The organism is Cytobacillus sp. Bac17, assembly GCF_024519925.1.
Lineage (GTDB): Bacteria > Bacillota > Bacilli > Bacillales > Cytobacillaceae > Cytobacillus > Cytobacillus pseudoceanisediminis.
In genome coordinates this window covers 22071-37033 of the sequence record NZ_JALJRC010000030.1, presented here as the reverse complement: position 1 = coordinate 37033, position 14963 = coordinate 22071, and the positions used below count along the sequence as shown (strand labels likewise).

At 43.8% G+C, this 14963-nt stretch carries 14 protein-coding genes; 13 read left to right on the top strand and 1 reads right to left on the bottom strand.

Annotation, left to right across the window (positions count from 1 at the left end; translation table 11 throughout):
• Positions 1–15 precede the first annotated feature (15 nt).
• From NR125_RS24020 to NR125_RS23985, 8 genes are all read left to right on the top strand, one after another.
• Positions 16–1590: a SagB family peptide dehydrogenase gene (locus tag NR125_RS24020; protein WP_009333817.1), complete on the top strand. Its 1575-nt coding sequence runs from the start codon at positions 16–18 to the stop codon at positions 1588–1590.
• Between the two features lie 378 nt (positions 1591–1968).
• Positions 1969–2817, top strand: coding sequence for a helix-turn-helix domain-containing protein (locus tag NR125_RS24015; RefSeq protein WP_009333818.1), 849 nt, complete (start codon positions 1969–1971; stop codon positions 2815–2817).
• A 116-nt stretch (positions 2818–2933) separates the two neighbouring features.
• Positions 2934–3962 carry a TRAP transporter substrate-binding protein gene (locus NR125_RS24010; RefSeq protein WP_019382298.1) on the top strand — a complete coding sequence of 343 codons (1029 nt, stop codon included), beginning with the start codon at positions 2934–2936 and terminating at the stop codon, positions 3960–3962.
• A gap of 64 nt (positions 3963–4026) precedes the next feature.
• A complete protein-coding gene (locus NR125_RS24005) occupies positions 4027–4548 on the top strand; it encodes a TRAP transporter small permease (RefSeq protein ID WP_009333820.1) in 522 nt (173 codons plus the stop codon).
• Entirely contained in the window at positions 4545–5813 is a 1269-nt protein-coding gene (locus NR125_RS24000; RefSeq protein ID WP_009333821.1) for a TRAP transporter large permease, read from the top strand. The genes NR125_RS24005 and NR125_RS24000 overlap by 4 nt, the downstream gene beginning before the upstream one ends.
• Before the next feature lie 368 nt (positions 5814–6181).
• Complete coding sequence (locus NR125_RS23995; RefSeq protein ID WP_019382297.1) at positions 6182–7372, top strand: Gfo/Idh/MocA family protein; 1191 nt, start codon at positions 6182–6184, stop codon at positions 7370–7372.
• Entirely contained in the window at positions 7344–8534 is a 1191-nt protein-coding gene (locus NR125_RS23990; protein ID WP_009333823.1) for a dihydrodipicolinate synthase family protein, read from the top strand. Before NR125_RS23995 ends, NR125_RS23990 begins: the two co-directional genes overlap by 29 nt.
• Positions 8521–9333, top strand: coding sequence for a sugar phosphate isomerase/epimerase family protein (locus NR125_RS23985; RefSeq protein WP_256816264.1), 813 nt, complete (start codon positions 8521–8523; stop codon positions 9331–9333). The genes NR125_RS23990 and NR125_RS23985 overlap by 14 nt, the downstream gene beginning before the upstream one ends.
• Positions 9334–9445: 112 nt before the next feature.
• Here the strand turns inward: NR125_RS23985 and shc are convergent, their stop codons facing one another.
• On the bottom strand, positions 9446–11317 hold the full coding sequence (shc, locus tag NR125_RS23980) for a squalene--hopene cyclase (RefSeq protein WP_019382296.1): 1872 nt from the start codon (positions 11315–11317) through the stop codon (positions 9446–9448).
• 80 nt (positions 11318–11397) lie between these two features.
• On the opposite strand from shc, the gene NR125_RS23975 reads away from it, so the two are divergent.
• The 5 genes from NR125_RS23975 (at position 11398) to NR125_RS23955 (ending at position 14944) form a co-directional block, all read left to right on the top strand.
• Complete coding sequence (locus NR125_RS23975) at positions 11398–12525, top strand: DUF2515 family protein (protein WP_019382295.1); 1128 nt, start codon at positions 11398–11400, stop codon at positions 12523–12525.
• Between the two features lie 7 nt (positions 12526–12532).
• Positions 12533–12907, top strand: a complete 375-nt coding sequence (locus tag NR125_RS23970) for a CBO0543 family protein (RefSeq protein WP_019382294.1) — start codon at positions 12533–12535, stop codon at positions 12905–12907.
• A gap of 518 nt (positions 12908–13425) precedes the next feature.
• Entirely contained in the window at positions 13426–13593 is a 168-nt protein-coding gene (locus NR125_RS23965) for a hypothetical protein (RefSeq protein ID WP_009333828.1), read from the top strand.
• A 224-nt stretch (positions 13594–13817) separates the two neighbouring features.
• Positions 13818–14573, top strand: a complete 756-nt coding sequence (locus NR125_RS23960; protein ID WP_009333829.1) for a DUF2087 domain-containing protein — start codon at positions 13818–13820, stop codon at positions 14571–14573.
• A gap of 17 nt (positions 14574–14590) precedes the next feature.
• Positions 14591–14944, top strand: coding sequence for a GIY-YIG nuclease family protein (locus tag NR125_RS23955; RefSeq protein ID WP_009333830.1), 354 nt, complete (start codon positions 14591–14593; stop codon positions 14942–14944).
• Positions 14945–14963 lie beyond the last annotated feature (19 nt).

Genomic DNA, 14963 nt, shown 5'->3' with positions numbered 1-14963 from the left:
CGGGAGGTAAAAAGGATGAATCTAGATACCTTTCTGCACAATTTGCATTTTGATATTGACCAAATAAGCCCGCCGGATTGGGAAGTGGATTGGGAAGATGCGCCGCTTGCCTATAAGCTTTACCGGGGCTTGCCAGTTGTTCCCCTGTCACTGGAGGTTCCCCTTTCCTGTAAAGAAATGGAGGAACCTGCAAAGCCTGAACTTAGGAGAATGGGTCATTTTCTTTGGTACACATTCGGCCTTAATCAGGTTAGCCAATCCCTCTTTCCAATTGGGTCCAATGAAGAGGCGGATGGGTTTATGCAGTCGTTTCGGCGGTCTGTGCCTTCTGGCGGAGCGCTGTATCCTAACGAACTATACATGTTCCTGAAATTGGATGACTTGCCGGAGGGAATCTACCACTACGATGTGCTGCACCACCGCCTGGTGCTGCTGCGCAAGGGTAATTTCGATTCCTATATAGCCCGTGCTCTTGGCAATCGCTGTGATGTGTCATCTTGTTTTGGGACTGTATTTATGACGACCATGTTCTGGAAAAATTACTTTAAATACAATAACTTTGCTTATCGACTGCAGGGCTTGGATGGAGGTGCAGTGATGGGACAGTTATTAGAGGTTACAAAGAGGTTTGGTTTTGCAGCGGGAGTGTACTTCAACTTTCTTGATCGTGCCCTAAACCATCTCCTTGGACTGTCTGATCAGGAGGAGAGCGTATATGCCGTTATCCCGCTGTCAGTTGAACCGACCAGCTGGGCTGTGAACAGAAGCGGCAGGGATGGAATGGCTTCTGCCTCCGAATTGTGCGAGGAAGTAACATCGGTTCAGAATAATGACTGGGTCAGGTCAATCAGAGTGAAAGAATTTCCGATGTTAACCGGCATCAATAAAGCGTCCATGCAGGAATCAGCTAAATCGTTTCGTCAAATCAGCCCTAGTGAAACCAATTGTGAGGGCCGGCCTTTGACTCTTCCTCATGTAAAAAGGATATCGTATGATTTGGCGTCAGTCTGCCGGGAGCGATTTTCACCGGACATGGATTTTGTTTCAGGAAAGGTTAGCCAGGAGCAGCTTGCTGCACTCCTTCAGGAGGCGACCGCATCCTGCTTGTATCGAAACGACTTAGATATGGCACTTGACAGGCGAGCGTCACGTGTAACTCTATATGTGTGTTTGAATAATGTCGAAGGGATTCCGGATGGGGCTTATTATTACGACAGCGATGCTCATTCACTAAGGGAGCTTAATCCCGGAGACCATCGAACTGCGCTTCAAAACGGAATGCCTGCAGGCAATGTGAATCTGTTTCAAGTCCCGCTCTGCTTTCATATAGCAGGGGATAAAGATTTTCATAAAGCGGAAATGGGCTACAGAGGCTATCGCATCCAGCAAATAGAAGCGGGAATGCTTATGCAGCGGCTGCTTATAGCTGCGACAGCCCTTGGGATGGGCGGGCATCCGCTTCTCGGATTTGATGCGAAAATGTGTGATGAAATTTACAGAATGGAATCACAGGGAAAAACAAGCCTTATCCAAATCCCGATTGGCTTCTACCGGGCACGTCCATGGCTGAGAGGGAATTTAATCAGCTAGGTGAAGAGATGATTTTATGAGAGGCATGCTTGGTAGATTTCCCTGCTAATAATTCAATATAAGACTATTGTAATTCTCATAGGAAACACTTATTAGTATAGTTGTACATTTTTTTAATTTCATAACTTAAATATGTAAGGCCCCTGTTCTTGAATGAAGGATTCATTAACAGGGGCCTTATCTATTTTAGATGCCGCTTTAAACATACAAAATCTAGCTATTTGAGAGAGCCATGTGTGAAAAATATTGGATGGACTGGTGAGCTGAGTATTTATAGCTTTTTACAAATGCCTGCGCAAAATTTATTAAAGGGTAACCTTTGAATATAGAGAATATTAAATATCATCAGAAAATAACCCGTTTTATAAGGAGGCCCTCATGGACAAAAATCTTTACAGAAGATTCGATTTTCCGGAAACAGGAATTAATTTGTATGAAAGCAAGCATCTCAGAGGCAAGTTTGTGGCTGAACATTATCATGATCATTTTCAAATTCTCTATGCGCTTGAAGGTGAAGGGGAGATTACCCTTGATGGCAAGGCTTATAATTTTTCTAAAGACAAGGTAGTGCTGATAACTCCAAACTGTGTTCACTCGATAATAGCGACTACTAAAATGACTGTTCTGGTTCTGGCATTTTCAGTACCTTTGCTGAACATTACCCTGCAAAATGAATTGCTTTCTTTAATTCAGAAAAGCGCCCGCCATTTTGAGCTTGATTTATATACGGCAAGTGAAATTCGGCCGTTAATTAGAAAAATGCTGTACGAACAAAAAAATGGGGACTTATTTGGAAAGCTGTCCATGCCTGTGTATCTGATTGAAATCATCATTCACCTTCTGCGTCAGCAGAATTTTTCATTTGTCCAGGATGCGAATGATATTCGTTCCATACAAATGAAGGAATACATAGAAAGGCATTACTTCAATAATATCACGGCAGAAAGTCTGTCTGCTGTGTTCGGAATTTCAACAAGATACATGAATGATATTTTTAAAAGGAAGTTTAATGATACCCCCCTGCAATATCTCCAGAAAGTAAGGATTAACCATGCAAAGGAATTGCTGCTCCAATCTGATCAGGATATCGTATCCATTTGCTTTGAGGTTGGATATGAAACATTATCAACCTTTTATCGTACTTTCAGAAATCTGGTGGGGATTTCACCGAATAAATTCCGGTTGTCCTCTCAGTCAGCTTCAGATGTTTCAGATACCGTTTCCTGATGGCCTATCTCCAAAATTAAGAATTTTTCTCTCAATCTCATAAGACAATAGTTGAAAGAAAATTCAAAATAGTAAATAAGAGAGAAAATCATTTTACTTAGGAGGGCCAAAGGGACATGAAAAGAAAATGGGGATTATTTTCAATTTGTATTTTGATGCTCGCTATGTTTACAGCTGGCTGTGGAAAATCAGCATCATCAGGGGGAAGCGGCAAGGCTGAAGAAAAAGGGGAATATGTTATAAAATTCGCACATGTTGTAAGCGCTTCAACAGCAAAGGGCAAAGCTGCCGAGAAGTTTAAAGAGCTATTGGAAGAGCGGACAGACGGCCAAATTAAAGTGGAAGTCTTCCCGGATTCCCAATTGGGAGCTGACCGGGAAATCACAGAACAAATGCAGTCTGGAACCATTCAAATGAACGCTCCTTTTACTGGCGTTTTGCCTGCCTTTGTTAAACAATTTGAAGTGTTTGACCTTCCCTATTTATTTAAAGACCGTGACCATGTGAAAAGCGCGGTAAATGGAAAAGTGGGTGAAATTTTCAACCAGCACTTAGAGAAACAGGGTCTTCGTGCCTTGGGATATTGGGACGGTGGATTCAAGCATCTGACGAATTCCAAGCAAACGATTCAAAAGCCGGAGGACCTGGATGGCCTGAAGATGCGTGTCTCCCAAAGCCCGCTCTTAATTTCCCAGTTCCAGGCGATGGGCGCCGGCGGGGTTTCCATTGACTTTGCGGAATTATATACGGCTCTTCAAACCAAAACGGTTGATGGGCAGGAAAATCCTTTAAGCAATATCGTCAGCAAGAAATTTTATGAAGTCCAGGATTATTTAACCTTAAGCAGCCATGGATATATGGCTTATCCATTATTAATCAGCGAGCAATTCTATCAGAAGCTTCCTGCAGATCTTCAGAAAGCTGTTGATGAAGTGTCTGCTGAGGTAACGGATTGGCAATGGGAACAATCTGCTGCTGATGAAGAAGCCTATATGAAAACGTTAGAAGAGTCAGGGATTGAAATTACCGAACTGACAGAATCGGATAAAGAGGCATTTATTAAGGCTACAAGTGAAGTATATGAAGACTTTAAGAAAGTGGAGGGCGGGCAGGAAGTACTGGATGCCATAAAAGAAGCGCAATAGCATTTTTAAAATACAATCAAGGACGGCTGATAGCCGTCTCTTTTTCAAGAAGGAGGGATCTTCATTGCAGAAAATCAATCATATTTTGAACTACCTTGAGGAATATGTCGGAGTTGTTTCCTTAATCCTTACTTCCTTGCTTGTGTTCGTACAGGTGGTGTTAAGATATGTTTTCAATTATTCGCTGTCCTGGTCAGAGGAGGTGGCAAGATACTTAATAGTGTGGTTTGTATTTATAGGAAGCAGTATTGCCGTCAGGGAAAAAGCGCATGCCACGATGGACGCCCTTGTTACGTATTTGCCTGAAAAGGGAAAAAAAATCTTCTCAACGATTGCCAATCTGATTTCCATTGTTTTCTGTGTCTTTTTAATTTGGTCAGGCAGCGGGATCGTTTCCAGTGTTATTGAATTCGGCAGTGTGACTCCGTCCACCGGAATGCCGATGTATATCCCATATCTGGCTCTCCCTGTTGGGGCAAGCCTGATGCTGATTCGCTTTCTGCAGCTATTAGTTCAGGATGTAAAAAGCTTGCGTGCAGTAAACCAAACAATTATTCCTCCAAAAGAGGAGGCACCCAAACTATGATGCTATTAATCATCTTTCTGGTTCTTCTTTTATTGGGGGTTCCAATTGCTATTTCCATTGCGTTAAGTACGATTATCGTCATCTTTCAAAGTAACGTTCCAATGGATACATTGGCGAGAACCATGTTTTCTGGAGTAGATTCCTTTTCACTGATGGCCATCCCTTTCTTTGTATTTGCAGGAGATTTAATGCTGGCAGGGGGGACATCCAAGAGATTAATAGATTTCACGAAGAAATGGGTCGGTTGGACAACCGGAGGCCTGCCAATTGCAGGGGTGCTATCGTCCATGTTTTTTGCTGCCCTTTCAGGATCAAGCCCTGCAACGGTTGCTGCGATTGGGGGCATCATGATTCCATCCTTAAAGGAAGCGCGGTTTTCTGAAAAATTCTCGGTTGGATTAATGTGTGCATCCGGCTCGCTCGGGATCATCATCCCTCCCAGTATAACGTTTCTAGTCTATGGCTCAGTTGCGGAAGTTTCAATCGGCAAATTGTTTATTGCCGGAATCATTCCGGGAATCTTTATCGGACTGATTCTTATGACTGTCGGGTATGTTATTGCAAAGAAACAGGGGCATAAGCCAGATCCAAGACCGACCGGAAAGGAATTATGGAAATCAACGGTTTCTGCCATCTGGGGAATTTTGATGCCAGTCATCGTCCTTGGCGGTATTTACTTTGGCGTTTTCACCCCGACCGAAGCTGCAGCGGTTGCGATTGTATACAGCATGATTGTCGGCTTTTTTATCTATAAGGAACTGACCTTTAAAGAATTATTTGCCGTTACAAAAAGATCGATTGTGACATCTGCCATGATTATGCTTGTCATTTCTGCTTCGAAGGTGTTCAGCTGGTATTTGACCTATGAACAGATCCCGTCTACCGTCGCAGGAACACTGATAGAGTATGCATCAAATCCTATTGTTTTCTTAATTCTGGTCAATATCATCCTGCTGATCGTGGGCATGTTTATGGATTCGAGCGCAGCAGTGCTGATCCTCGTCCCGCTGTTTTTGCCGGTGGTGCTTGAAATGGGAATAGATCCGATTCATTTCGGCGTTATCATGATTATCAATCTGGCAATCGGAATGCTGACTCCTCCTTTTGGATTGAATCTATTTGTGGCATCAGGCATCAGCAAAATGTCGCTGGCTGGTGTAACAAGAGGTACCATGCCGTTTATATTTGTGCTGATTGCAGCGCTAATGGTCATTACGTATGTTCCTCAGCTTTCTCTATATCTAGCAGATTTTGTTTACCAATGATCTCATTAATTACCGTCCTTCTTCTGAGAAGTGACGGTATTTTTTTTGAAGGTTTGTAAAAAAGCTTTTAGCACCCTGCTGATTGGAGTGGAAGGTGCGGGACTCCTGCGGGAGAAGCGTGTCATCGGGAGAGCCCGCAGGTGCGAAAGCGCCGAGGAGGCTCCCGGACCGCCCGCGGAAAGCGGGTACCTGCAACGGAAATAAACAGGCAAATTTAACAGAGCCAATTGTAATAGATTTCCCCTCTTATCTCCGATATTGCAAATAGCCTTCCGATATGGATGAGATAATCCTTTCAAAAATTTTTAGAATAAAAGTAAGCTAAACAACAAATTACTTGGCTTTAAAGTCAAAAGGAGGAAGTAGTTATGGCAGTTAAAAATATTGGAATTATCATGAACGGTGTGACCGGTAGGATGGGAACGAATCAGCATCTAGTGAGATCTATCGTGGCAATCCGCGAGCAAGGAGGGGTGGAGCTGGCGAATGGTGATGTTATTATGCCGGACCCCATTCTTGTTGGAAGAAACAAAGATAAACTGCAATTGCTAGCTGAAAAGCACAATATCAGCCGATGGAGCACAGACCTTGATGAGTGCCTGGCAGATCCGCATAATGTAATCTATTTTGATTCTCAAACCACCGTCCGAAGGGCAGATGCGATTCGGAAAGCCATAAAAGCCGGAAAGCACATTTACTGTGAAAAACCAACTGCCACAAGCTTGGAGGAATCTATTGAACTGGCAAAGCTGGCGTATGGGGCTGGGGTGAAAAATGGGGTTGTGCAGGATAAATTATTCCTGCCTGGACTATTAAAATTAAAGAGACTGATAGATTCAGGGTTCTTCGGCAAAATCCTATCCGTTCAGATGGAATTTGGCTATTGGGTATTTGAAGGGGATTGGCAGGCTGGACAGAGGCCATCCTGGAATTACCGCAAGGAAGATGGCGGCGGGATTATTGTTGATATGTTCGCACATTGGCGATATGTTCTCGACAACCTGTTTGGCAATGTAGAGTCTGTTTCCTGCCTGGGTAAAACCCATATTCCAAAACGGGTCGATGAGAATGGAAATACGTACGTGTGCACAGCCGATGATGCAGCATATGCAACCTTTGAACTCGAAGGCGGCATTATTGCACAGGTGAATTCCTCCTGGACTGTCCGGGTTAATCGGGAAGACTTATTAACGATTCAAGTAGATGGCACACACGGAAGCGCTGTAGCTGGTTTAAGAGATTGCAAGATTCAGCATCGCATCAATACACCGAAGCCTGTATGGAATCCTGACATTGAGAATCCTTTTGCATTTACAGAACAATGGCAAACAGTCCCGGATAACCAGGTTTTTGATAATGGCTTCAAGGTCCAGTGGGAGCTGTTTTTAAAGCATATTGCAGTCGACGAGCCATTCCCATGGGATTTGCTCGAGGGTGCCAAAGGAACTCAGCTGGCTGAATTAGGGCTTAAATCGTGGGAGGAGCGGCGCTGGGTTGATGTACCGGAATTAAGCCTGGAGGTGAGAAAGAATGGTGAAGCAGTTAACTCTGCCAGATAAAAACGGCAAGTCATATGAATATCACGCTGGGAATCAGAAAGCTTTCATCCTGCCGGAAGGCCCTTTCAAAAGCAGGATCGCCTTTTCAGCTGCCCATGTGGTTTGTAATCCTCTCGCAGATTCCGATCCCGTTTTAAAGGCAAAGATCGACTGGGAAAACACCTTAGCTTATCGAAGGCATCTATGGTCTATGGGTCTCTCGGTAGCAGAGGCGATGGATACGGCCCAGCGCGGAATGGCTCTTAATTGGGAGCATGCAAAGGAGCTGATTCGCCGGTCGGCGGCGGAGGCAAAAGCAGAAGGCGGCAGGATAGCATGCGGAGCCGGGACAGATCAGCTGCTCCCTGGCCCATCCGTCACCTTAGCGGATGTTCAGGCTGCCTATGAGGAGCAATGCGAATTTGTGGAACAGCATAACTCGCAAATCATCCTGATGGCAAGCAGGGCCCTGGCAGATTGTGCCCAAGGCCCTGAGGATTATGAGAGGATTTATGCCAATACTTTAAGACAGGTCTCTAAGCCGGTTATCCTTCACTGGCTTGGCGACATGTTTGATCCATCCTTAAAAGGATACTGGGGCTATAAGAATCTGGATGATGCGATGGAAGTCTGTCTGAATGTCATTTGGGATAACAAAGACAAAGTCGACGGAATTAAAATCTCTCTTCTTGATGCTTCCCGTGAAATAGAAATGCGCCGGCTTCTTCCACCAGGTGTGAAAATGTATACCGGTGATGATTTCAATTATCCTGAACTGATTAAAGGGGATGAACATGGATACAGCCATGCCCTGCTGGGGATTTTTGACGCCATCGCACCAGCTGCAGCTGCAGCCCTGCATGCTCTGGATGATCGTGACTATGAGTCCTATCATGCATTATTGGATAAAACAGTTCCGCTGTCACGTCATATTTTCCAGGCGCCAACTTATTCCTATAAAACCGGTATCGTCTTCATGGCTTATCTGAACGGGCACCAATCCCATTTCCGCATGATTGGCGGGGCTGAGAGTGCAAGGTCCATCGTGCATCTGTCGGAACTGTTTGTATTGGCAGACCAGGCCGGACTGCTGTCGGACCCTGAGCTTGCTGCAGAAAGAATGAAGCTGGTATTGAATTTAGCCGGGATTCGTCAGGAGGAGTATTCCAGTGGAAAATTATGAGCGTTTAAGTCTAAATCAAATTACGACAGAGCAATGGAATTTAAAAGAAGCCATCGAGGGATGTGCCCGGGCGGAAGTTCCCTGGATCGCCCCCTGGCGGCATAAGGTAGAGGAGTTGGGCTTAAGCACAAGCAAACGGCTGATCAGGGATGCGGGATTAAAGGTTTCCAGTTTGTGCAGAGGCGGCATGTTTCCCGCTGGAACTCCATCTGAGCTGCAAAAAAGAATAGAAGATAATAAAAGAGCGGTGGAAGAAGCGGCCGAGCTGGGTACGGATGTTCTCGTTCTGGTCTGCGGGCCGTCTCCTGACCGGGACATTGTATCTGCCCGGCAAATGGTCGAGGAAGGAATCTCCCAGCTGGTTCCATTCGCGGAATCGCATGGAGTGAAATTAGGCATCGAACCGCTGCACCCTATGTATGCGGCGGAACGGTCGGTGGTCGTTTCTATGGACCTGGCTAACACTCTTGCGGAAGCATACCGGCCTGAACAGGTAGGTGTCGTTGTCGATGTCTTTCATGTATGGTGGGATCCCGACTTATATAACCAGATAAACCGGTCCAAAGGCCGAATCTTAGGCTTCCATGTTTCCGATTGGCTCGTTCCTACACCTGATATGCTGAAGGGACGGGGCATGATGGGCGACGGAGTAATAGAAATCAGCCGCATTCGCAAGGCTGTAGAGGAAACAGGCTACTCGGGGCCCATTGAAGTGGAAATTTTCAATGATCAAATCTGGAGCCAGCCTGCCGATGATACATTAATTCAAATGAAAGAAAGCTACTTGAAGCATGTGTAGTAAAAAAGAAGCGACAAGAGTTGTCGCTTCTTTTTTGTATGAGGGAATCTGGCGCATTAAGTGCAAGGAGGTAATTAACATCTCTTTCCAGATTGGCTAATGGATCAACGCTTCATCCAAACTTACGATGATAATGAGCCAAAGCCATCAGGGGGAAAATATACCGATAGCTATGATAATGGATGTAAAAGCTTCCTGCCATAGCCTGCCCTTTTGGATAGGCTGTTGTCCAATCCTCTTTATCGATTGAATGGACCAGGCAATGAATTCCTTTCTGGATCTCTTCGGTTGGCTGATCTTCCGCTGTAATTAAGGCATCCAGTGCCCATGCCGTGTCTGTTATGGTACTTGCATGCAAAGGAACATATGATTTCTTGCTGTCACTCAGGCAGGATTCCCCCCAGCCGCCATCCTCGTTTTGAATACCCTTCAGCCAGTCAGCGGCTTTTTGGATGGAAGGATGGTCTTTTGACATGCCTGAAGCAATAAGCCCTGTTACGGCTGCCCACGTGCCATAAATATAGCAAACACCCCATCTGCCATACCAGGAGCCATTCTGTTCCTGGTTGTTCAACAGCCAGTTAATGGCGTTTTGAACTGCAGGGTCATGATCAGGCAGGTTTGTATAATTCCCTAAAAACTCCAGCGTCCTTCCGGTCAGGTCTGCAGATGTGGGGTCTCCAAATATATATTCACCCTTTTCAATTGGCAGGAAGTCAAGCCATGGATTCTCGGTGTTTCTTTCAAAGGAAGGCCAGCCTCCATCATCATTTTGCATGGATAGCAGCCATTGGGTGCCCCGATTCCAGGCCTCCTGATTTTTTGAATTGTCCTCCACACTCCTGGCTATCGCTCTTAACGAAACAGTTGTATCGTCTATATCGGGATTGCGGGTGTTTACGTCGGAAAATCCCCATCCACCCGGCAGAGCATTCGGATTATGAATAACCCAATCTCCAAACTGATCATGCTGACGCTGCAGCAAATAGGTATTTGCTTTCTTTACAGCAGAATCTTCCGGTGAAAGGCCGGCTAACTGGAGAGCTGCATTAATCAGAGAAGTATTCCAGACACCGGCGTTAGCATACTGCATATGGGGGAGACCATCGATGTCAGTCCTGAGCGATTTCAGCCCTGCGACCGCATTTTTTACAATCGGATCATCCTTGGAGTAGCCAAGAGACAGGAGTGCAAAGATCATTAAAAAGGTAGAACTGAAATAACTATAGAATGTTCCATCCGGTTCAATCCGCTCGAGCATATATTTATTGGCCCGGTCCATAGCCAATGAGTGAAACTGTTCAGGCAGTCCTAAAAGATCTTCTACTCCTTCTTTGATGAATGATAATAATGACCGGTATTCCGGCTGGATATCCCATGGGACTTCTCCTGACCTTGTTAAAAGTAAATCTGAAAGGTCGGGGCTGTTTTTCGTTTTGATGCTGAACTTTTTCTCTGCCAGAATCAAAATCGGAGCCAGATTTACACGCCCATACACGGAAAACTGATAAAAGTTAAACGGGAAGGAGAGAGGCAGAAGCATAATCTCTACGGGAACCGGAAAGGATTCAGGCCATTTATACTGTCCTGTAGAGGAAAGCATAATTTTTGTGAAAACATTCACGCTTTCCATACCGCCATGCTCCAGTATGAATTCCCTGGCGGCTTTCATTCGGGGATCTTCCTTCTGAATATAACCCGAATATAATAGCCCGTAATAAGCCTCCAAAGTGGCAGTTGCATTTCCATCCTTTTCATCCTCAAAAATCTTCCAGGCGCCATTTTCCTCCTGTTTGCTTATGATCCTTGCTGCCAGCCCCTGTATTAATTTTTCATCATGTATCTCCAGTGTCTTTAATAAAATGATCATATAAGCATCTGTTGAAATGCCAGTTTCAAATGGATAATTCCAGGAACCATCAGGAGACTGGTCTTTTCTTAACAGGGTGATGAGATTGTTCATGCTAGAAACCGTATCAGTCATTTCATGCACATTCCTCTCAAGTAAAATGGATCCTTTAGATACATATTCATCTGACTGAAAGAGAATTCATGGAGGAGGGGATGCTCATCTTTTTTCAAAAGAAACAAGGGAAGTCCCCAATGGGCTGGTTAAAGGAAGAATTAAAGAAAAGGACACGAACTCAAAAATCGATCCATCTTTCAGAAGAGGAGAAGGGAATCCTCAGCCATATTAAACGGGAGACAATGGGCTGGAATCTGAATAATGTCACCAGGACAAAAGCCTATCTTGATTTCTACCGGCAGCAACCGGAAATCCATTGGGCCTTTTTGGGACATATGGTTTCCCGCAATGGCGGATGGAATATGACCGATTTAAAGGGGGAGATTCTGTCCCGATTATTACCGAATCGCGAAAAACATTCCTTCTTTTCCTTTCTGGAAAGAGGGAATTGGCTCATTTTTCAAGATGCCTATCCGCAATTTTTGATTTACCGGGAAAGCCTGAAAAGAAATAAGCCATTATTTTACCTTTTTCCGCTCCTTAATATTTCCGTCTTCATGGAAACGGTCTGGAGCTGTTTTTGGAGAAAGCCCGATCCTTACCTTCTCACCATTGCCCTTGTCATAAATGAACAAAGCTATTTAGAAAATAGGGTGATTCAAAATCCGCTATATAAACAAGAGGTTTTTCATAAGTTTGAATTTAAGCTGCAGGAGCTTCTGGCCTTGAATCACATCCTTTTTCCTTATGAAAGGAATGGCGTTACCCATATGAAGGGCCAGACATTGAATCATTTTGAATCGCTTCATGAACGGATCCTATTAGGGAAAAAGCTGTATGATATCCTGTTTAAGGACAAAGAGTTGCTTGCCTTAACGGAACAATGGGCATATGCTCACCCCCATACCGGTTCAAGGAAGGATTATTGGCCGCATATTTTCAATGATGTCCATGAAGGACTGCCAGGCGAGCAATATCAGTTTCAATTAAAATCGTGCCAGCTGCGGCCGGGGGGAAGACGGATTTATAGCCCAAGCCTTGAAACGGCCTGGAAAAATAGGAGCCAGCATGATGCCGAATCAGGGGATTGGTTTAGGGATTTTCACGTATTGGAGTATTTTCTGGAGTTAGACGATATGATCAATGGGGAGATCCAGCATGCATACTGTAAAACACTTGAAAGGCTCGAGCTCGCAGCCCTTGCGAAAAAAGCCGTCTGGAATTAGAAGCTATATGCCGGCCATGCTATTGGCATCGCTGTTAGGCACATACTTAGATTTGTATTTTATCGGGAAGGGGATGTACTACTTCCCGAACCGGCCATTCTCAGCCATTTTTTCAATCAATATACTGTTCACCCTGGCAGTCCTTCCTATCTTCATGATTCCATTATTAAAAATCATGAAAAGCCTGAAGGGCTGGTTAAAAGGGATGTTTGTTTTATCCATCAGCTTAGCAATGGCAGCCTTGGAAAAAATGGGAGAGGACATGGGAATGTTTGTCCATGCAGAAAACTGGCATCATCATTATACCTTTGTGGGATACAGCCTATTTATCGGATTGATCACTGCGTTTCATGGATGGATCAATAAAAAGAATAAGGAATGAATTATGTTTAAAAGACCTATTTCGATGGAAAATAGGCTTTTTTCTTTTTTCTGTATCAATTAATACGCATCAACGAAAATAGAAGACTATCTTTCAGTAATAATACAAAGATTAGAATTATTAAAGACAGTTAACACTCTATTTACAAATCGGTAAAGGTGCGATTGTTCGACATATTTTTAAAAAACGCTTGATATAATGACAGTATTTTAAAGGGAGGGAGATGAAACCGCCTAAGTACTTGCATGTTTAATACAATTTGACAATCCTTCGCAGCGAGAATTAACCCATCTATAAAGAAAAATTCACGTCAAAATCATTGGGGGAGGAATCATGACGGAGGTTTTACTTTATGTCGGTACATATATTTCTCTTACTTTTGCCCTCGGCTGGCTGATTACGGTTGCTTTTAATCTGTTTTTAAAATGAACACAACCTCCCACTTCCATACACGATAGAGGGTTCTGCGGATTGTGCTCATTCTTCAAGCATCTTTAAAACCAGGGAGGTTATAAGATTTGTGGATTCTAACACTTTTTTTACATGACAAAGTCAAAATGTTTGAGTATGACAACAAGGATGAAGCCAGAACGGAGTTCGAGAAAGCAAATGGATGTAAGATTCTTTCTGAGATCATCCATTACAGGGACTTTGAAAAAGAGGAAGTTAAATCCCTGGGCAAATGAAGCAGAGTCGTAAATGGAGTAATAATGCCAGGCCTTCTTAACCGGAGGTCTTTTTTTTATGAAAAATTTAAACCTTTTTGTTAGGTGTTTGGAAGTATGCAAACATTTAATAGGTGTGTTTGTTATTTCATTGACTAAATTCAAACTTTGTATTATTATGTTTATCATAAAGCAAACAAAGTGATAATTTGTTTATTCATATGGATTAGGATGTGTATTGGCTAATGGAATTATCAAATCTATTCTGGGACGCTTCTTTGGAGGAGCTTAAACAGGGCTATATCGAAGAAAAGGATTCATTTACATGCCTCTTATGCGGGGAAAAGATTGAAAAAGGGATTGTATATCCGTATAAAGATAGATTGTACGAAGCGGAACGGTATATGCGCATTCATATCGAAACGGCGCATAACTCGGTGTTTGATTATTTGCTGTCCATGGATAAGAAGCTTACAGGGCTTACCGATCATCAAAAAAGTCTTCTGCAGCTTTTTCATCAGGGTAAAAGCGATAAGGACATTCAGAAAGAACTGGACATGGGGAGCACCTCGACCATCCGCCATCACCGTTTTGCTTTAAAGGAAAAGGAACGGCAGGCGAAGACCTTCCTGGCAATCATGGAATTGCTGAAGGCAAAGGATGAGTACGCACCAGCGTTCCTGCCTGTCCATAAAACAGCCACGATGGTGGATGACCGCTATAACATTACAGAAGAAGAACAGGAGAAAATCCTTAAGAAATACTTCCCTGAAGGCACTGATAAGCCCCTCGTAAAGTTTCCGCCAAAGGAGAAGCAAAGGCTGATTGTGCTGCGGGAGATTGCCGGGCAGCTTCAGCCTGAGCACACATATGGCGAGAAAGAGATAAATCGGGCATTGCAGGGCTTTTATGAGGATTATGCTTTGATCAGACGATATTTGATCGATTATGGATTTTTGGACCGGAAGCTGGATGGCAGCGAGTATTGGCTTAAAAAATAGACAAACGGGGGATTATCATGGAACGCAAAAGAGAATTAAAACAGCAGTTTAAAGAAACGCCCATTGAAGCAGGGGTTTATCAAATAAAGAATACAGTGAACAATAAAATCTTCATTGGCAGCACAAATAATTTAAAAAGCTTGAATGGAGTAAGATTTTCACTCGAAACAAACGGCTACATGCCTAATCGGGAGCTGCAGGACGAGTGGAATCAATACGGGAAAGAGGCATTTGAAATCGGCATTCTGGAGAAGCTGAAAAAGAAAAATGATCCGTATTTCAACGAAAAGGAAGCCCTGGAAAAGCTGGAAGAAAAGTGGCTGGAGGAGCTGCAGCCATATGGGGACAATGGATATAACAAGAAGAAATGACGTGTGCACACGTCATTTT